The following is a 19,218-nucleotide window of genomic DNA, read 5'->3' as shown; positions in this document are numbered from 1 at the left end:
TCCCCCCGGGAGAGGGTTAGGGTGAGGGGCTCTTCGCGCAAACGATTAACCGCGCATTAACCCGCATCTTTTTCCTGTCCAGACAAGCTGTTACTGTACGGCCCACTAAGCCCAAGCCGCCTGGATCGGATCTGACTTGAAGCGTCCCCTCCTCCTGCTCCTGATCAGCCTGGCCTTGAGCTCAACCGCAAGCGCGACGATTACCCAAAGTCACGGTTATGCGCAATTCGGCACGCTCAAGTACCCGGCCAGATTTACCCACTTCGACTGGGTCAACCCGCAAGCGCCCAAGGGCGGTACGTTGCGGGTGATGGCGTTCGGCACCTTCGATACGGTCAACCCGTACACGTTCAAAGGCACCAGCCCGGTCACCACAGCGAATTTCCTCCAGTACGGCATCAATGAGCTGAACGAGCCGCTGATGGTCGGTACCGGTCAATATTCGCCGTCCGGCGACGAGCCGGCGTCGAGCTACGGCTTGATCGCGCAATCGGTGGAGTACAGCGAAGATCGCAGCTGGGTCGTCTTCAACCTGCGTCCTGAGGCGCGTTTTCACGACGGCACGCCGATCACCGCTTATGACGTAGCGTTCTCCTATCGAACGCTGCTCAAGGACGGCCATCCGCTGTACCGCACTGCGTTGCAGGAAGTACTGCGGGTCGACATTCTCAACAAACAGCGCATCCGCTTCGTGCTCAAGCGCTCGGGCAATCCGCTGCTGATCCTGCGCCTCGGTGAGTTACCGGTGCTGCCGCAACATTACTGGAAAGACCGCGACTTCAAGGCCACCACCTTCGAACCGCCACTGGGCAGTGGCCCCTATCGCATCACTTCGGTGACGCCGGGTCGACAGTTGATCTTCGAACGGGTCAAGGATTACTGGGGCAAGGACTTGCCGGTCAATCGCGGCAAGTACAACTTCGATCGCATGGAAGTCGAGTTCTACCGTGACAGCGATGTCGCCTTCGAAGCGTTCAAGGCTGGCGAGTTCGACATCTACATCGAGCATCAGGCGAAGAACTGGGCCAACGGCTACAACTTCCCGGCCATACGCCGTGGCGATGTGATCAAGGCACAGATCCCGCATCAGATCCCGACCCAGAGTCAGGGCCTGTTCATGAACACCCGCCGTGCGACGTTCTCGGACGTTAAGACCCGTGAAGCGCTGGGCCTGATGTTCGATTTCGAGTGGACCAACCGCGCACTGTTCAGCGATGCCTACAAACGCACCACCAGTTACTACCCCAACAGTGAATTCACAACCTCCGGCCTGCCGGTCGGGGGTGAATGGCTGATGCTCAAGCCGTACAAGGAACAACTGCCGGCCAAGCTGTTCACCGAGCCGTTCACCCTGCCAAAAACCGACGGGCGCGGCATTCCCCGGGAAACCATGCGCAAGGCGTTGGCATTGCTCGCCGAAGCCGGCTGGAAGCTCAACGGCCAGCGCCTGCAAAACGCTAACGGCCAACCGCTGCGGTTCGAGCTGCTGCTGGTCAATCCGAACCTGGAGCGCCTGTACCAACCCTACATCGAGAACCTCAACAGCATTGGCATCGACGCGCGCCTGCGCACCGTGGATCGGGCGCAATACAAACAGCGCCTCGATCAATTCGATTTCGACATGATCTCGATGACGCTCAACCAGACCCTAAGCCCGGGCCTTGAGCAGTGGCAGTACTTCCACTCCAGTCAGGTGAACGTCAAGGGCAGCAAGAATTACGCGGGCATCGCCAACCCGGTGGTCGATCACCTGCTCGAACAATTGCTCGCCGCGCGCACTCGCGACGAACAGGTCGCCGCTGGCAAGGCGCTCGACCGCGTGCTGCTCTGGCAGCATTACAGCATTCCCAACTGGTACCTCAATTATCACCGTCTGGCCTACCGCAACCGGTTGGCCTTCGTCACCACGCCGCCCTACACCCTGGGCCTGAGCGCATGGTGGCTGAAGTCTTCGGAGAAAGATCGATGAAACCCATCCGCGCCCTGCTCGTCCAGGCCAGCGGCTTGCTGTTCGCCGGGCTGGCCTTTGCCGCCCCGCAACACGCCGTGACCCTGTACAACGAGCCACCGAAATACCCGGCTGATTTCAAGCAGTTCGATTACGTGAATCCCGATGCGCCCAAGGGCGGCGTTTTTCGTCAGGCCGGATTCGGCGGCTTCGACAGCCTCAACCCGTTTATCAGCAAAGGTGTGCCAGCCGATGACGTCGGGCAGATCTACGACACCCTGACCAAACACAGCCTCGACGAGCCGTTCACCGAATACGGCCTGATCGCCGGCAAAATCGAAAAAGCCCCGGACAACAGCTGGGTGCGTTTCTACCTGCGCCCCGAAGCACGTTTCCATGACGGCCACCCGGTGCGCGCCGACGACGTAGTATTCAGCTTCAATACGCTGACCAAGGAAGGCTCGCCGATGTTTCGCGGCTACTACAGCGACGTATCCGAAGTGATCGCCGAAGACCCGCTGAAAGTGCTGTTCAAGTTCAAACACAGCAACAACCGCGAATTGCCACTGATCCTCGGCCAGTTACCGGTGCTGCCGAAACACTGGTGGGCCGATCGCGATTTCAACAAGGGCAACCTGGAAATCCCGCTCGGTAGCGGCCCGTACAAGGTCGCCGAAGTGAAGGCTGGCCGTTCGGTGCGTTACGAGCGGGTCAAGGATTACTGGGGCAAGGACCTGCCGGTCAACCGTGGCTTCTACAATTTCGACACGATGACCACCGATTACTACCGCGACAACACCGTCGCCCTCGAAGCGCTGAAGGCCGGGCAGTTCGATTACTGGCTTGAAATGACCGCGAAGAACTGGGCCAACGCCTACAACATTCCGGCGGTCACCGAAGGTCGCCTGATCAAGGAACAGATCGCCAACAGCAACCCGACCGGCATGCAGGGTTTCGTCTTCAATCTGCGCCGCCCGCTGTTCCAGGACGCGCGAGTGCGTCAGGCGCTGGGTCTGCTGTTCGATTTCGAGTGGACCAATAAACAGCTGTTCAACGGTGCCTACTTCCGCACTCGCAGCTATTTCGAGAACTCGGAAATGGCCGCCACCGGCCTGCCCGATGCCGATCAACTGGCGATCCTCGACCCGTTCCGCAGCAAACTGCCGGCGCAAGTGTTCAGCGAAGCCTTCGAAAACCCGAAGACCGATGCCAGCGGCATGATCCGCGCCCAGCAGCGCGAGGCCTATCAACTGGTGCAGGAAGCCGGCTGGAAGATCGTCGACGACAAAATGGTCGACGCCACCGGCAAACCCGTGGTGATCGAGTTCCTGCTCGCGCAGACCGAATTCGAACGCGTACTGCTGCCGTTCAAGCGCAACCTCAGCGACCTCGGCATCGATCTGGTAATCCGCCGCGTCGACGTTTCGCAGTACATCAACCGCGTGCGTTCGCGTGATTTCGACTTGATGGTCGGCAGCTTCCCGCAGTCCAACTCGCCGGGCAACGAACAGCGCGAATACTGGATGAGTGCCGCCGCCGATAAACCGAGCAGCCGCAACACCATGGGCTTGAAGGATCCGATCGTCGATCAACTGGTCGAGAACCTGATCAACGCCGACTCGCGCAAAAGCCTGGTGGCCCACGCCCGTGCACTCGATCGAGTGCTGCAATGGGGTTATTACGTCGTGCCCAACTGGCACATCAAGACCTGGCGCGTGGCTTACTGGAATCACATCGGTCACCCGAAGGTCTCACCAAAATATGACATCGGCATCAATACCTGGTGGATCAAGCCGGACGCGAAACCGGCGATAGAAGTCGAAACCAAACTGCAAACCGACCCTGTGGGCACGGAGTAATCAGATGCTGGCGTATATTTTTCGGCGACTGCTGCTGATCATCCCGACGCTGTTCGGCATCTTGCTGATCAACTTCGTGATCATTCAGGCCGCGCCCGGTGGCCCGGTGGAACAGATGATCGCCAAGCTCGAAGGCTTCGAAGGCGCCACCAGCCGGATTGCCGGCGGCGGTGCCGAGGTGTCCGTGGCCGGTTCGTCCTATCGCGGCGCGCAGGGTCTGGATCCGGCGCTGATCAAGGAAATCGAGCACATGTACGGGTTCGACAAATCGGCCCCGGAACGCCTGTGGATCATGGTCAAGAACTACGCGACGCTGGATTTCGGCGACAGCTTTTTCCGCGACGCCAAGGTCATCGACCTGATCAAGGAAAAGATGCCAGTGTCGATCTCGCTGGGGCTGTGGAGCACGCTGATCATGTACCTGGTGTCGATCCCGCTGGGGATCGCCAAGGCCACGCGACACGGCAGCCACTTCGATGTGTGGACCAGTTCGGCGATCATCGTCGGCTACGCGATCCCGGCGTTCCTCTTTGCGATTCTGCTGATCGTGGTGTTTGCCGGCGGCAGTTATCTCGACTGGTTTCCATTACGCGGACTGACCTCGAACAACTTTGATGAACTGAGTTTTGGCGGCAAGATCCTCGATTACTTCTGGCACTTGGCGCTGCCGGTGACGGCACTGGTGATCGGCAACTTTGCGACCATGACCCTGCTGACGAAAAACAGCTTCCTCGACGAGATCAACAAACAATACGTGGTCACCGCCAAGGCCAAAGGCCTGACCCGTCATCGCGTGCTCTACGGCCACGTGTTCCGCAACGCCATGCTGCTGGTAATTGCCGGGTTCCCGTCGGCGTTCATCGGCATTTTCTTCACAGGCTCTCTGCTGGTGGAAGTGATTTTCTCCCTCGACGGCCTCGGGCTGATGAGTTTCGAAGCGGCGATCAACCGCGACTACCCGGTGGTGTTCGGTACCCTGTTCATCTTCACCCTGCTCGGGCTGGTGGTGAAACTGATCGGCGACCTCACCTACACCCTGGTCGATCCGCGCATCGACTTCGAAAGCCGGGAGCATTGAGATGAACCTGTCCCCTCTCAACCGCCGCCGCTTCGAACTGTTCAAGGCCAACAAGCGTGGCTGGTGGTCGCTGTGGCTGTTTCTGATCCTGTTCGGCCTGAGCCTCGGCGCCGAGCTGATCGCCAACGACAAGCCATTGGTGGTGCATTACGACAACAACTGGTACTTCCCGGCGATCAAACGCTACCCGGAAACCACCTTCGGCGGCGAATTCCCGCTGGAAGCCAACTACAAGAGCCCGTACATCCGCGAATTGCTCAAGGCCAAGGACGCGTGGGTGCTGTGGGCGCCGATTCCCTACAGCTACCAGAGCATCAACTACGACCTGAAAGTCCCGGCCCCGGCCCCGCCCTCGGCGGACAACCTGCTCGGTACCGACGATCAGGGCCGCGACGTACTGGCGCGGGTGATTTACGGCTTCCGCATTTCCGTGCTGTTTGCGCTGACCTTGACTGTGTTGAGTTCGATCATCGGCGTGATTGCCGGTGCGTTGCAGGGCTTCTATGGCGGCTGGGTCGATCTGGCCGGGCAGCGTTTTCTGGAGATCTGGTCGGGGCTGCCGGTGCTGTATCTGCTGATCATTCTCGCCAGTTTCGTCCAGCCGAATTTCTGGTGGTTGCTGGGGATCATGCTGCTGTTCTCGTGGATGAGCCTGGTCGACGTGGTGCGCGCCGAGTTCCTCCGTGGACGTAACCTTGAATACGTGCGTGCGGCGCGGGCGCTGGGCATGCAGAACGGCGCGATCATGTTCCGCCATATCCTGCCCAACGCGATGGTCTCGACCATGACGTTTATGCCGTTCATCCTCACCGGCGCCATCGGCACCCTCACCGCGCTGGACTTCCTTGGTTTCGGCTTGCCGGCCGGCAGTCCGTCGCTGGGTGAACTGGTCGCGCAGGGCAAATCCAACCTGCAAGCGCCGTGGCTGGGCATGAGTGCCTTTGCCGTGCTGGCGCTGATGTTGAGTTTGCTGGTGTTTATCGGCGAGTCCGCTCGCGATGCCTTCGACCCGAGGAAGTGAAATGAATCAGGACAATCTGATCGAAGTGCGTGACCTCGCCGTCGAATTCGGTTTCGGCGAGCGCGTGCACCGGGTCGTCGAAGGCGTGAGTTTCGACATCAAGCGCGGTGAAACCCTGGCGCTGGTGGGCGAATCCGGCTCGGGCAAATCGGTGACCGCGCACTCGATCCTGCGCCTGCTGCCCTACCCGATGGCCCGTCATCCCGCCGGCAGCATCAACTATGCCGGGCAAAACCTGCTGGGCCTCAGCGAAAAGACCATCCGGCATATTCGCGGCAACCGCATCGCGATGATCTTTCAGGAGCCGATGACTTCGCTGAACCCGCTGCACTCGATCGAGAAGCAGATCAACGAAGTGCTCGGCATCCACAAAGGCCTGACCGGTAAAGTCGCGACCAAGCGCACGCTGGAGCTGCTGGAGATGGTCGGCATTCCCGAGCCGCACAAGCGCCTCAAGGCCCTGCCCCACGAATTGTCCGGCGGCCAGCGTCAGCGGGTGATGATCGCCATGGCTTTGGCCAATGAACCGGAACTGCTGATTGCCGACGAACCGACCACGGCGCTGGACGTGACCGTTCAGCTGAAAATCCTCGATTTGCTCAAGCAATTGCAGGCCCGATTGGGCATGTCGCTGTTACTGATCAGTCACGATTTGAACCTCGTGCGAAGAATTGCGCATCGCGTATGTGTCATGCAGCGCGGTTGCATCGTCGAACAGGCATCGTGCGCAGAGCTGTTCCGTTCGCCGCAGCATCCGTACACTCGCGAATTGCTCGGCGCGGAGCCCAGCGGAGGCCCGGCGAGCAATAAAATCGGCGCGCCGCTGCTTGAAGTCGAGGACCTGAAAGTCTGGTTCCCGATCAAGAAAGGCCTGCTCAAACGCACGGTGGATCACGTCAAGGCAGTGGACGGCATCAATTTCAGCCTGCCCCAGGGTCAGACCTTGGGGATTGTCGGGGAAAGCGGTTCCGGCAAATCCACGCTGGGTCTGGCGATTTTGCGGCTGATCGGTAGCAAAGGCGCGATCCGCTTTGAGGGCAAGCAGCTAGACTGCCTGACGCAGAACGAGGTTCGCCCGTTGCGGCGGGAGATGCAGGTCGTGTTTCAGGACCCGTTTGGCAGCCTGAGCCCGCGCATGTGCGTCGGCGATATCGTTGGCGAAGGCCTGCGGATTCACAAGATGGGCAGCGCCGAGGAGCAAGAAGCGGCGATTATTGCGGCATTGAAGGAGGTAGGTCTGGATCCGGAAACCCGGCACCGCTACCCCCACGAATTTTCCGGTGGGCAACGGCAACGAATCGCCATTGCCCGGGCCTTGGTGCTGAAACCGGCGCTGATCCTGCTGGACGAGCCGACTTCGGCGCTCGACCGGACGGTGCAGCGGCAAGTGGTGGAGCTGTTGCGTTCACTGCAAGCCAAGTACAACCTGACGTATTTGTTCATCAGCCATGACCTGGCTGTCGTCAAAGCGCTGAGCCACCAGTTGATGGTGGTCAAGCATGGCCAAGTGGTCGAACAGGGAGACGCGCAAAGTATTTTTGCCGCCCCCCAACATCCGTATACACAGCAGTTGCTGGAAGCCGCTTTTTTGGCACCAGCCACTGCGCAATAACCTGAAAGAGGAGCAACACATGGGTTTTCTCGCCGGTAAGCGCGTACTGATCGTCGGTGTCGCCAGCAAGCTGTCCATCGCATCCGGCATTGCTGCCGCCATGCATCGCGAGGGCGCTGAGCTTGCCTTCACTTATCAGAACGACAAACTGAAAGGTCGTGTTGAAGAATTCGCCCAAGGCTGGGGTTCGAGCCCTGAGCTGTGCTTCCCGTGCGACGTGGCCAGCGATGAAGAAATCGCCAAGGTCTTCGAAGCACTGAGCAAGAAGTGGGACGGCCTGGACTGCATCGTTCACTCCGTTGGTTTCGCCCCGGGCGACCAACTGGACGGCGACTTCACCGAAGCCACCACCCGTGACGGTTTCCGCATCGCTCACGACATCAGCGCCTACAGCTTCGTGGCCCTGGCCAAAGCCGGCCGCGAAATGATGAAAGGTCGCAACGGCAGCCTGCTGACCCTGTCGTACCTGGGCGCCGAGCGCACCATGCCGAACTACAACGTCATGGGCATGGCCAAGGCTTCGCTGGAAGCTGGCGTGCGTTACCTGGCCGGCTCTCTGGGCCCGGACGGCACCCGCGTCAACTGCGTATCGGCTGGCCCGATCCGTACCCTGGCAGCCTCCGGCATCAAGAACTTCCGCAAGATGCTGGCCGCCAACGAAGCGCAAACCCCGCTGCGTCGCAACGTCACCATCGACGAAGTCGGCAACGCCGGCGCCTTCCTGTGCTCCGACCTGGCGTCGGGCATCAGCGGTGAAATCATGTACGTCGACGGTGGCTTCAACACCACCGCCATGGGCAACATCGAAGAGTGATCTTCGCTTAGCCAATAAAAAACCCGCCTTTCAGGCGGGTTTTTTATTGGCCGAAACACTGTCCCCTGTGGGAGCGAGCTTGCTCGCGAAGACGTATTCCGCCACACCGATAACCTTTCTGACGCGCCGCCGATTGGTCACCTGATCTTTCCGAATATTGGCCGTTTGAATGCGCCACCCTGCGGACTACTGTGATTGCACTCCCAACCCTCACAGGTAGCCTGCCATGAAAGCCCTGCCCTTCTTCGCCGCCGCCCTCGCCCTGAGCCTTTGCACCTCGGCCGCTTTCGCTCACGATCCCTCGGAAAAAGTCACCGTCCTGCAAGACCAGATGCTGAAAAACGCCCCGGGCAAAAAAGCCATGATGATCGAGGTCGACTACAAACCCGGCCAGTCTTCCATTGCCCACAAACACGACGGCACCGCCATGGCTTACGTGCTCGAAGGTGAAGTGATTTCCCAGGTCAAAGGTGAACAGGCGATCACCTACAAGAAAGGCCAGTTCTGGTACGAGCCCGCCGGCTCCGAACATCTGGTGTCAAAAAATGCCAGCAAAAGCAAACCTGCCAAGTTGCTGGTGTTCTTGGTGCTGTCCCCGGATGAACAGGTGTTGATCCCGCTGAAAAACTGATGGCTGTTTAATCAGCCATAAATAAACGGGCGCAAATCGACGATTAGCGCCTTTTTATTTCCCTGCGCAATTAGCCGCTACGGGTTAAAGCCAATCAAACTATTGCTCTGGTTTTATTACAGCAAATTGTCAGCTTGGCGGGTTTAGTCTGAATTAACTGTCGTCGCCGACGGCATTTCAAACTTTCCGACTGATGTTGTTTCACGGGAGAAACACCATGAAACTTGCGTTCACCAGTGTACTGGCGATATCGGTTTTGGCTCTGTCCGCCTGTTCGGTACCCACCGCGCCGCAAGCCGTTTCCTCACTGGATACCCTGCTCCCCCATCCCACCGGCCGCAGCAGCGCCGCGCAAGTGAAAAGCGGTCCCGGCGTGTCCTTGGGCGTGATCTACAGCCCAAGCACCCAGACCAACCGCGAATACCTGCGCGACTATCAGGCCAACGCTGGCACCGGTTTTGGCCAGAGCCTGCTGGTGCAACCGATCCATGACGCCTACGTCGCCAGCTCGAAACCAGACATGGCGGTGGAATGGGTCAACGCATCCTTGCAACGCCAGTTCGGCTCGGTGACGGTGTATCCGAATATGCAAAGCCTGCGTGCGGCCAGGCCGGATGTGGTAGCAATCGTCGACACCCACAGTCAGTTGATCACTTCGCGCAGTTCCGATATCAAGGCCGATGTCAGTGCCGACTTTTATGATGCGCAGTTGAACTATATCGGTACGGCGAAAGGTTCCGAGGCGAGAGAGTTGACGCCAGTATGGGCGGACTTCAAGCGGTCGGAAGAGATAGTTGCCGATATTAATCAGCAGCAGGATGTGCAAGTTCGGGCGCTGCAGAAGTTTGACCAGTCGCTCAACAATTTAGTCGCGCGGCCTGCGGATAAAGTGTCGATGCTGGATAGTAAACAAGGTCAGAAGTTGTATTGACAGTAAGGGCCTCTTCGCGAGCAAGCTCGCTCCCACAGGGGAACGCATTCCAAATGTGGGAGCGAGCCTGCTCGCGAAGGGGCCAGACCTAACACTACAACCCCCTCAGACATAAAAAAGCCCCAGCATCTCTCGACGCTGGGGCTTTCTCATTCAAGCACTACTTACGCCAGTTCAAGCTCGGCATTCGCAGCAACCGCAGGCACTACCGCTTGCCCGCTCAACGCCAGATCCAGCAGTTCCCGGTTGGCCACTGCATACATGGCGTAGTCCGTGCCGCTCGCCGCACGGATTTCCACCAGCATGGCGCGCCAGCGCGAGATCATGCTTTCGTGCTGTTCCATCCACAGCGCCAGACGTGCTTCCACATCCAGCGTGCCGTCGCCCTGTTGCAGGACGGAGATGGTGATCGCACGTTGCTGCCAGTCGACATCGTCACGGAACGCTTCACGAGCCAGGGCTTGCCAGTTGTTTTCAACCGGCAGCGCGCTGATCTGTTGCAGGTACCAGGTGATGTCCAGCGCACTGCCCACAGCGAAGTAGGCCTTGGCCACTTCAGCAGGGTTCTGGCCAGTCACGTCGGAGGCTTCGATGATCGGCAGCAGCGTGTACAGGTGCGAGGTGCCCGCGACCATACGCGCCAGCAATTCCGGTACACCGGCTTCGACGTAAGCCTGATAACGCGCCTGCCAGTTTTCACGGATTTCGCCGCTCAGCAGTTCGTCGAGCTTAAGACCCAGCTCTTTCAGGTGCGGACCGAAGTGCGCGACGTCACGGGCAGCGTTCTGCTCGTTGCGGCGGGCACGCAGGAACCAGCGCGTGGCGCGACGGCCCAGACGCATCAGCTCATCCATCAGCTCCAGCTGCACGTCAGCGGATACCTGATAGTCCAGCGCTTCGATCTGACGGAACCAGTGCGGGAGGTGGAAGATGTCGCGCACGATCACATAAGCACCCGCCACGTTCGCCGGGCTCATGCCGGTCGACTCTTTGAGTCGTTGAACGAAGGTGATGCCCATGTGGTTGACCAGGTCGTTGGCGATCTGGGTGCTGACGATTTCGCGCTTCAGACGGTGACGACGCATGGCTTCGGAGAACTTGCTGACCAGGGTCGGCGGGAACGCCGTTTCCATGTCGCGGGTCAGGTAATCGTCGTCCGGAACCAGCGAGCCCAACAGCTGCTCTTTGAGGTCGATCTTGCTGTAGGAGATCAGCACGGACAGCTCAGGACGGGTCAGACCGTGGCCTTCAGCAATACGCTCGGCCAGTTGCTCTTCGGTCGGCAGGAACTCGATGGCACGGTCCAGCTTGCCACGGCCTTCCAGATCGCCCATCAGACGCTTGTACTCAGCGATGCGCGCATAGGCACGGCGCGCCGCCAGGGACAGGGCCTGAGTCTGCTTGTAGTTGTTGCCCAGCACCAGATTACCGACTTCGTCGGTCATGCTCGCCAGCAACTGGTTGCGTTGCTTGTCGGTCATGTCACCGGCCTGAACCACTTCGTTCAGCAGGATCTTGATGTTCACTTCGTGGTCGGAGCAGTCCACGCCACCGGCGTTGTCGATGAAGTCGGTGTTGGAACCGCCGCCATTCAGACCGAACTCCACACGACCCAGTTGGGTCATGCCGAGGTTACCGCCCTCGCCAACGACTTTGCAGCGCAGTTCGTTACCGTTCACGCGCAGCGCGTCGTTGGCCTTGTCGCCGACATCGGCGTGGCTTTCGGTGCTGGCCTTGACGTAAGTACCGATACCGCCGTTCCACAGCAGATCCACCGGCGCCTTGAGCAAGGCGTTCAGCAGTTCGGTCGGGGTCAGCTTGTCAGCCTTGATGTCGAAGCGTTCCTGCATTTGCGGGGAGATCGCGATGCTCTTCGCGCTGCGCGAGAAGATACCGCCACCTTCGGACATGATGCTGGTGTCGTAGTCGGTCCAGGCCGAACGCGGCAGGTCGAACATGCGCTGACGCTCGACGAAGCTGGTCGCCGGATTCGGGTTCGGGTCGATGAAGATGTGCATGTGGTTGAAGGCCGCGACCAGTTGCAGCTTGTCCGACATCAACAGGCCGTTACCGAACACGTCACCGGCCATGTCGCCGACGCCCACTACGGTGATGCTGTCTTCCTGAACATTGATGCCGCGCTCGCGGAAGTGGCGTTGTACGCCGACCCACGCGCCTTTGGCGGTAATGCCCATTTTCTTGTGGTCGTAACCGGCCGAACCACCGGACGCAAACGCGTCACCCAGCCAGAAGCCGTAATCGATGGCGATGCCGTTGGCGATGTCGGAGAAGGTTGCAGTGCCCTTGTCCGCTGCGACCACCAGGTACGGGTCGTCATCGTCGTGGCGAACCACGTTCAATGGCGGTACCAGCGCGCCGTCTTTCAGGTTGTCGGTGATGTCCAACAGACCGGAAATGAAGATGCGATAGCAGGCGATGCCCTCGGCTGCGATCTCGTCACGGCTGCCGCCCAGTGGCAGGCGACGCGGCAGGAAGCCGCCCTTCGCGCCCACTGGCACGATGACCGAGTTCTTCACTTGCTGGGCTTTTACCAGGCCGAGGACTTCAGTACGGAAGTCTTCTTCACGGTCGGACCAGCGCAGACCACCACGGGCGACGTTACCGAAGCGCAGGTGCACGCCTTCAACGCGTGGCGAGTAAACGAAAATTTCGAACTTCGGCACTGGCTTCGGCAGTTCAGGGATCGCGTGCGGGTTGAACTTGAAGCTGAAGTACGACTTGTTCTGGCCGTTGGCGTCAGTCTGATAGAAGTTGGTCCGCAGGGTGGCTTTGATCAGGTCGAGGTAACGACGCAGGATGCGGTCTTCGTTGAGCACCTGGACGTCGTCCAGTGCGGTCAGAATCGCTTGTTCCAGACGCAGTTGCTTGTCTTCCAGATCGTCGTCGCTGAGTTTGCGCGCCAGATAGAAGCGGGTCTTGAACAACCGGGTCAGCTCGCGAGCGATGTCGGTGTGGTTGTTCAGGGTGCTGGCGATATAACCGAGGTCGAAGCCCAGACGAATCTGCTTCAGGTAACGCGCGTAAGCACGCAGCAGCGCCACGTCGCGCCATGGCAGGCCGGCGGTCAGTACCAGACGGTTGAACGCATCGTTTTCGGCGTCGCCGCGAACGATGTGGACGAACGCGTCCTGCAGGGTGTCGTTGAGTTGCTGAATGTCGAGGTCGAGGCCTTCAGCGGCAGTGAACGCGAAGTCGTGAATCCAGAACTCGCGGCCATTGGTGTGACGCAGACGGTACGGGAATTCACCCAGTACGCGCAGGCCGAGGTTTTCCAGAATCGGCAACACGTCGGACAGCGCCAGCGGCGTGTCGGCGTGATACAGCTTGCAATGCAGCTCGCGCTGGCCGGAGACCTGACCGAGCGGCTGGTAGAAGCTCATCACCAACGGATTTTTTTCGTTGAGGCTCAGCAGGTGCTGCATGTCGACCACGGCCGAATGCGCGGCAAAACGCTCGCGGTAGCCAGCCGGGAAGCCTTTCGGGAAGTCGGCCAGCACGTTGGTGCCGTGGGCTTCGCCGAAGCTCTCGACGGTCAGTGCGGCGTAATCGTCCTGCCAGCTGCGGCAGGCTTGAACGACTTCTTTTTCCAGCAGCACCGGGTCGATGTCGAGACGGTTTTTCGGGTCGACACGCAGGATCAACTGCACGCGCGCCAGCACGGATTCGGAGAAGAACGTCCAGAATTCGCAATCGGAAGCCTTCAGGCGCTCCATCAGCACTTGCTGGATCTTCTGACGAACTTCGGTGGAGTAGATGTCGCGCGGCACGTAGGCCAGGCAGTAGCAGAAACGCCCGTACGGGTCTTTGCGCAGGAACACGCGGATCTTGTTGCGTTCCTGGATCTGCACGATCGACATCACGGTGGTGAACAGTTCGTCGACCGGGGTCTGGAACAGGTCATCACGCGGCAGCACTTCGAGAACCTGCGCCAGTTCCTTGCCCAGGTGAGCCTTGGACTGGAAGCCGGAGCGCGTTTCGATTTCTTCGACCTTGCGGCGGATGAACGGGATGACCCGCACGCTCTCGCCATACACCGACGAGGTGTACAGGCCCATGAAACGGTGTTCCTTGATGACTTTGCCGTCAGCGTCGATTTCACGGATCGACACGTAGTCCGGGTACGCCGGACGGTGGACACGGCTCGGGTGCGCAGCCTTGGCGAATGACAGCAGAGTCGGTTCGCGCAGGTAGGCAACGGCGTAGTCTTCGATGCGCAGGTCTTCGTAGGTCAGGCCGGTGCGCAGCAGTTTGGTCAGGCCAAGGAAGGAGTTCTGGTCGTACTCGATGTGGCCGCCATCGGCCTGATCGGTGACCACGAATTCTTCGTAGCCGAGGAAGGTGAAGTGGTTGCCCACCAGCCATTCCAGGAAGCTTTTGATTTCGTTCTTTTCGTCGGCATCAACGGCGAACGCGCTGTTATCGAGCTGGGTGAGGATGTCCTGCACCTTGGCTTTCATCGGTTCGAAATCGGCGACCGCGACGCGGACTTCACCGAGAACCTGTTCCAGCTCTTTGCTCAGCACATTCAGTTCGGCCGCGTTGGCGCAGCGGTCGATTTCCAGGTACATCAGCGATTCATGCAGAACGCCTTCGCCGGTGCTGCCCTTCGGCAGGATTTCCAGCAACTCGCCCTTGCTGCCACGACGCACGCTGAGCACGGTGGTTTGCAGGGTGTGGATGCTGTAGCCGCGACGGTTCAGCTCGGTACGAACCGAGTCGACCAGAAATGGCAGGTCATGGTGCAGGACTTCGACCGCGGTGTGGGTCGACTGCCAGCCATGACGCTCGTAATCGGGGTTGTAGACGCGCACTTGCGGTTGCGCGTGATCGAAGCGCTCAAGCAAGCGCCACGCGGAAAGAGTACAGCCAGCGAGGTCGGAGAGGCGACGTTGAGTCAGCTCGTCCAGGGAAATGATGCCGAAGAATTGTTCAGCGAACAGCGCCACTTGTGGCAGTGCCTGTTCACTGATGTGCTGCGCCAGTGCCGCTTGCAGTTGGTGCTGGAAGTCGGCTTTGCTGGCTGCGGTGAAGAACGCCATCTGTGGTACTCCGCTTAAGCTTGTTATTGATGGAAAGCGTCGCGTGCAACACCCCTTTCGGGGCTTGTGTCGCCCTGTTCCTGATTCTCGGGCAGAGGAAACAGGGGGACAGGTGGGTGAAGCTGGACGGGACACTCAGGTCACATTCACCTTCCATTGAATGGGCATCTGCAAAAGCGACTGCCAGCGGTGCCGACAATGCCTTTACGGGTGCTCATCCGTTGCGCAGCTTAAAGGGTGCGACAATGTGTCTGCTTGCGGTGCTGCGACATATTCGGTCATTGGCACGTAAACCAAGGGTTTGGCACCGGTAAACACTAGCAGTCGTGGCGGAAAACGCCGGGCTACATGCCCGTATTTACGGGACATCCGTCCCAAGTGCAGACCTTTTCCCTCTACATATCCAGAAACCAAAACGCCCAAGGCCGTTCTATCGACCTTGAGCGTGGCATCGGGTTCAGCGCGAGCGGTTGACGCGGATCAGTCCCGCCACGTAAAAAATCCTACCTTCGCGTCAGCAATTTCATCTCCAACAATAAGAAAATATCGCAGGATATTTCTACCGCAGCTCTTTTTAAATCAAAAAAACACCAAAAATAACGACCACCAAAAAGCTTTTATAAAAACTTACAACCCGACAAGAATTGTCTCACAAAACTAAAAGACCGGACCCTACAGAATATTTCTGCCAGCAGCGCTATTAATATGAGACCGAACCACGGAACAGGTTCTTTATCAGGAACAGGAGTCAGCACATGAGACAACTGGAACTTCCGACAACTGTATTTTATGGCGACGGCACATGGGAAATAATCAATCTGAACCCAGGCTCCATTCGCGGTGACATTCTAAAGAATTATCCGCTTGGTAATCCAATGCATGGATTTACACTGGCCATCGAAAGCGACTATCTCGCGCAACAACAAAACCTTGAGCACAACTTGCAAATAGAGCTCAATCTGGCAGACAGCCGACAGCCACCATTGATTGATGCAACCCCGCAAGCATGGCTCGACAGAGCAACCAACACCGTCAACGAGTTACTCTTTCAGAAGAATACGGCACTGCAACAAAAGCTGAGAGACGTGCAGACTTCTCGACAGCATGCAAAGTTGCAAGCGACTTATGATGCGATGCTGTTGAATGCGCAAATTTCCAGCCTTCAATCAAGACAAGCACAACTGTATGCCGAGATAGCCCGTCGACAGGCCGAGGCGCTTGCGCAACAACAGGCTGCCGAAGCGGCGCGACGTGCTGAAGAAGCTCAGAGACACGCGGCAGAACAAGCTCATTTAGCCGCTCTGGCGGAAGCTCAACGACAGGACGACGAAAAAAAGCGAATTGCGGCCGAAGCAGAAGCCAAACGCATTGATGACTACAAACGCGCGGTGGCTTTCGTCGCCGACGCGAACAAATACATCTTCGAGAAATATGGCGCCAATCTGCACCAGGTGGTCATGGATCTTCAAAAGGATATTTCGGGGAAGAAGATCAGAAGCTATGCGGAGGCGATGCAGACTTTCGAGACAGTGCGGACCAATCCCAATGCGCGGCTCAGTCCGCAGGATACGCGTGCGGTTGTGGACGCGCTCAATGCGCTGGATAAAGCGACCTATATGGACAGTGTCAATAAGCTCGCCAAGGGGTTTGGCGTGACCGGAAAAATCGTTCAGGCCCATTCGGTGATCGAAAAGACGGTCATTGGCTTCCGGGACGGTAACTGGAAGCCCTTGATTCTGGAGCTTGAGAGTATCGCGCTCGGCGTGGGTGCTGGCGCGGCGGTGGCGACATTGCTCGCAGTGTTCAGCCCGGGTTTCGCCGCTAGCGCAATAGGTATCGTTGCCGTTGGCGTAGCGATTGCCACAATCGCATCTCTTTTAAATGCCAATAATGTAGAAAAAATAAACGCTTTCATCGCTGACCACCTAGAAACTGCACTGAAAGATCAGCGCTAAAGTCACTGTCGGGGTCGAGCACGCCTAGCCAGACCCCGATTACCAAAGCGGCATAAACCTCGATTCCAAAGAGTGCAGTTCATGACGAGTAAAAAACCAGATCAACCTTTACCTTTGATTGCATTCGGACTGTTCGCGACGCCAATTTTTCTAATTAACCTGATCCTTCCCGCCCACCCTCAGTCCAACTTGGATATGGCGATTGATCACTTTCTGGACAATCAGCTATTCGGACTGATTGGTTTCTGGTCATCCTTATTTCCTTTCAGCTCAAAAGCGACTGCAAATTATATTGCGCTTTTTGCCCCCCTGCTCGCTGCTGTCTCAACTTTTTATGCCTTCACGGAAAAGTTCGACTCAACGCAGTTCGATCAAATGACACTTAGACGATATCTGACCTTGCTTTTCGCAGGCGTAGCTCTCTCAGCACTTTTTATCTGGTGTTTTTATTTGACATCAACAGACCTCGGAACAACCAAAGGCAAATACGGAAATTTGTTCGGACTTAATGTCTTTTTCTTTTCCGCCCACAACGTGGCCATGTCTTTATTTCCATTTCTCGTTGTACCATTTATGGTGCAACGCTGCTTGTATTACATCCCATGTCGCATTCTAAAAAGGTGGTGGAACTCTAGAGAAAAAGCGTGAAGCAATAGCAGCAAAAACTTTTTTAGGGTGGCAAAATTACATTTTGTCCGCGCCAACTAGGAATACCCCGATGCAAATGACCACCGCCCTACTGATCGTCAACCCGTGCGATGACGAAGAAGACAACATGGCCATGCTCTGCTGCCACAGCGACAAGGGCGACATGTTCCTGATGAGCCGCTATCCGGATGAGGATGAGCTGGAGATCACCCTGGATGGCGAGCCTTCGACGCTCGACGGCGTAAAAATTACTTTGACCTCGACGCTGCTGAAGATCGAGATTGCGGCGGCGGATGCTGATGCGTTGAATGGGGATGATGTACTGGAGATCAGCTTTAACCCGGATATGGTGGATATGGATGAGGTTGTCGAGACCTTGACGAATATCCTCGACGGGACTGGCACCTTCATTAACGAAGTTTGATGGTTTCTGAATAGGCCTCTTCGCGAGCAAGCTCGCTCCCACATTTGAACTGCGTGTACACCGTCAATGTGGGAGCGAGCTTGCTCGCGAAGGGACCCTGAAGAACACAGCCCCTCCCCCGGCACTACAAAAACCCAACAATTCCCCCAGTCATTTCCCGCACTTTGCGCAAAATGCCGTTAGTCGCCACCCCCCGCGATGGATTAAAGTAACGCCCCCAGCCCCGGCGTTATCCGAACGCGCGTGGCCACCCCTTTCCAGGAACAGTCACCGATGGAACATCGTGAAGCGCTGCTGGCGCTGCGAACCTTTCTTTCAACGCAGATTCTCGGCCAGGAAAAACTCATCGAGCGTTTGCTCATCGCCCTGCTCGCCGACGGCCACATGCTGGTCGAGGGCGCTCCGGGTCTGGCCAAAACCAAAGCGATCAAAGAACTCGCCGAGGGCATCGAAGCCCAGTTCCATCGCATTCAGTTCACCCCTGACCTGCTGCCGGCCGACATCACCGGCACCGAGATCTATCGCCCGGAAACCGGCAGTTTCGTGTTCCAGCAAGGGCCGATCTTCCACAACCTGGTGCTGGCGGACGAAATCAACCGCGCCCCGGCCAAGGTGCAATCGGCGCTGCTCGAAGCCATGGCCGAGCGTCAGGTCAGTGTCGGCCGCAGCACTTACGAGCTGTCGCCGCTGTTTCTGGTGATGGCCACGCAGAACCCGATCGAGCAGGAAGGCACGTATCCGCTGCCGGAGGCCCAGCTCGATCGTTTCCTGATGCACGTAAAAATCGGTTTCCCGGACGCCGCCGTCGAGCGCCGCATCCTCCAGCAGGCCCGTGGCGAAGCGTTGAACGGCGAAACAAAACCCGAGCGCCGCGTCAGCCAGCAGGCAATCTTCGCCGCGCGCAAGGAAATCCTCGGTCTGTACATGGCCGACGCCGTGGAGGAATACCTCGTGCAACTGGTCATGGCCACGCGCAACCCGGCCAAGTTCGACCCGGAAATGGCCGAGTGGATCGCTTACGGCGCCAGCCCGCGCGGTTCGATTGCCCTCGACCGCTGCGCCCGCGCTCATGCCTGGCTGGCCGGTCGCGACTTCGTCAGCCCGGAAGACATTCAGGCGGTGCTGTTCGATGTGTTGCGTCACCGCATCATTTTGTCGTTTGAAGCCGAAGCCGCCGGCATCGATCAGGATCGGGTGGTGCAGCGGATTCTCGACGTCGTAGCCGTCGCTTGACCCC

General features: G+C 58.2%; 13 protein-coding genes. 12 read left to right on the top strand and 1 reads right to left on the bottom strand.

Annotated elements, in window-relative coordinates; translation table 11 throughout:
- Positions 1-136: 136 nt before the first annotated feature.
- The 8 genes from PspR84_RS12350 (at position 137) to PspR84_RS12315 (ending at position 9,894) form a co-directional block, all read left to right on the top strand.
- Positions 137-1,969: an extracellular solute-binding protein gene (locus tag PspR84_RS12350; RefSeq protein WP_160057462.1), complete on the top strand. Its 1,833-nt coding sequence runs from the start codon at positions 137-139 to the stop codon at positions 1,967-1,969.
- Positions 1,966-3,807, top strand: a complete 1,842-nt coding sequence (locus PspR84_RS12345; RefSeq protein ID WP_160057461.1) for an extracellular solute-binding protein — start codon at positions 1,966-1,968, stop codon at positions 3,805-3,807. The genes PspR84_RS12350 and PspR84_RS12345 overlap by 4 nt, the downstream gene beginning before the upstream one ends.
- Before the next feature lie 4 nt (positions 3,808-3,811).
- Positions 3,812-4,885 (top strand): microcin C ABC transporter permease YejB, encoded by a 1,074-nt coding sequence (locus PspR84_RS12340; RefSeq protein ID WP_016987121.1) that lies wholly within the window; start codon positions 3,812-3,814, stop codon positions 4,883-4,885.
- A gap of 1 nt (position 4,886) precedes the next feature.
- Positions 4,887-5,906: an ABC transporter permease gene (locus PspR84_RS12335; protein WP_064587187.1), complete on the top strand. Its 1,020-nt coding sequence runs from the start codon at positions 4,887-4,889 to the stop codon at positions 5,904-5,906.
- A 1-nt stretch (position 5,907) separates the two neighbouring features.
- A complete protein-coding gene (locus PspR84_RS12330) occupies positions 5,908-7,518 on the top strand; it encodes an ABC transporter ATP-binding protein (protein WP_160057460.1) in 1,611 nt (536 codons plus the stop codon).
- Between the two features lie 19 nt (positions 7,519-7,537).
- On the top strand, positions 7,538-8,332 hold the full coding sequence (gene fabI / locus PspR84_RS12325) for an enoyl-ACP reductase FabI (protein WP_007910591.1): 795 nt from the start codon (positions 7,538-7,540) through the stop codon (positions 8,330-8,332).
- 226 nt (positions 8,333-8,558) lie between these two features.
- Complete coding sequence (locus tag PspR84_RS12320; RefSeq protein WP_160057459.1) at positions 8,559-8,963, top strand: cupin domain-containing protein; 405 nt, start codon at positions 8,559-8,561, stop codon at positions 8,961-8,963.
- 217 nt (positions 8,964-9,180) lie between these two features.
- Positions 9,181-9,894: an ATPase gene (locus tag PspR84_RS12315; protein WP_160057458.1), complete on the top strand. Its 714-nt coding sequence runs from the start codon at positions 9,181-9,183 to the stop codon at positions 9,892-9,894.
- Positions 9,895-10,058: 164 nt separating this feature from the next.
- Here the strand turns inward: PspR84_RS12315 and PspR84_RS12310 are convergent, their stop codons facing one another.
- Entirely contained in the window at positions 10,059-14,954 is a 4,896-nt protein-coding gene (locus PspR84_RS12310; RefSeq protein ID WP_160057457.1) for an NAD-glutamate dehydrogenase, read from the bottom strand.
- Positions 14,955-15,709: 755 nt separating this feature from the next.
- Here PspR84_RS12310 and PspR84_RS12305 point away from each other — a divergent pair.
- From PspR84_RS12305 to PspR84_RS12290, 4 genes are all read left to right on the top strand, one after another.
- Positions 15,710-16,909: a colicin-like pore-forming protein gene (locus PspR84_RS12305; RefSeq protein WP_160057456.1), complete on the top strand. Its 1,200-nt coding sequence runs from the start codon at positions 15,710-15,712 to the stop codon at positions 16,907-16,909.
- 81 nt (positions 16,910-16,990) lie between these two features.
- Positions 16,991-17,557, top strand: coding sequence for a hypothetical protein (locus tag PspR84_RS12300; protein ID WP_095122866.1), 567 nt, complete (start codon positions 16,991-16,993; stop codon positions 17,555-17,557).
- A 70-nt stretch (positions 17,558-17,627) separates the two neighbouring features.
- The gene (locus PspR84_RS12295) at positions 17,628-17,981 is read left to right on the top strand and encodes a hypothetical protein (protein ID WP_160057455.1); all 354 of its coding nucleotides are present in this window, start codon (positions 17,628-17,630) and stop codon (positions 17,979-17,981) included.
- Positions 17,982-18,254: 273 nt separating this feature from the next.
- Positions 18,255-19,214 carry a MoxR family ATPase gene (locus tag PspR84_RS12290; protein WP_007913915.1) on the top strand — a complete coding sequence of 320 codons (960 nt, stop codon included), beginning with the start codon at positions 18,255-18,257 and terminating at the stop codon, positions 19,212-19,214.
- Positions 19,215-19,218: the final 4 nt, after the last annotated feature.

Origin of the sequence: Pseudomonas sp. R84 (genome assembly GCF_009834515.1) — a bacterium.
GTDB lineage: Bacteria > Pseudomonadota > Gammaproteobacteria > Pseudomonadales > Pseudomonadaceae > Aquipseudomonas.
Note: the sequence above shows the minus strand (reverse complement) of the source record. Positions and strands in the feature narration are given on the sequence as shown.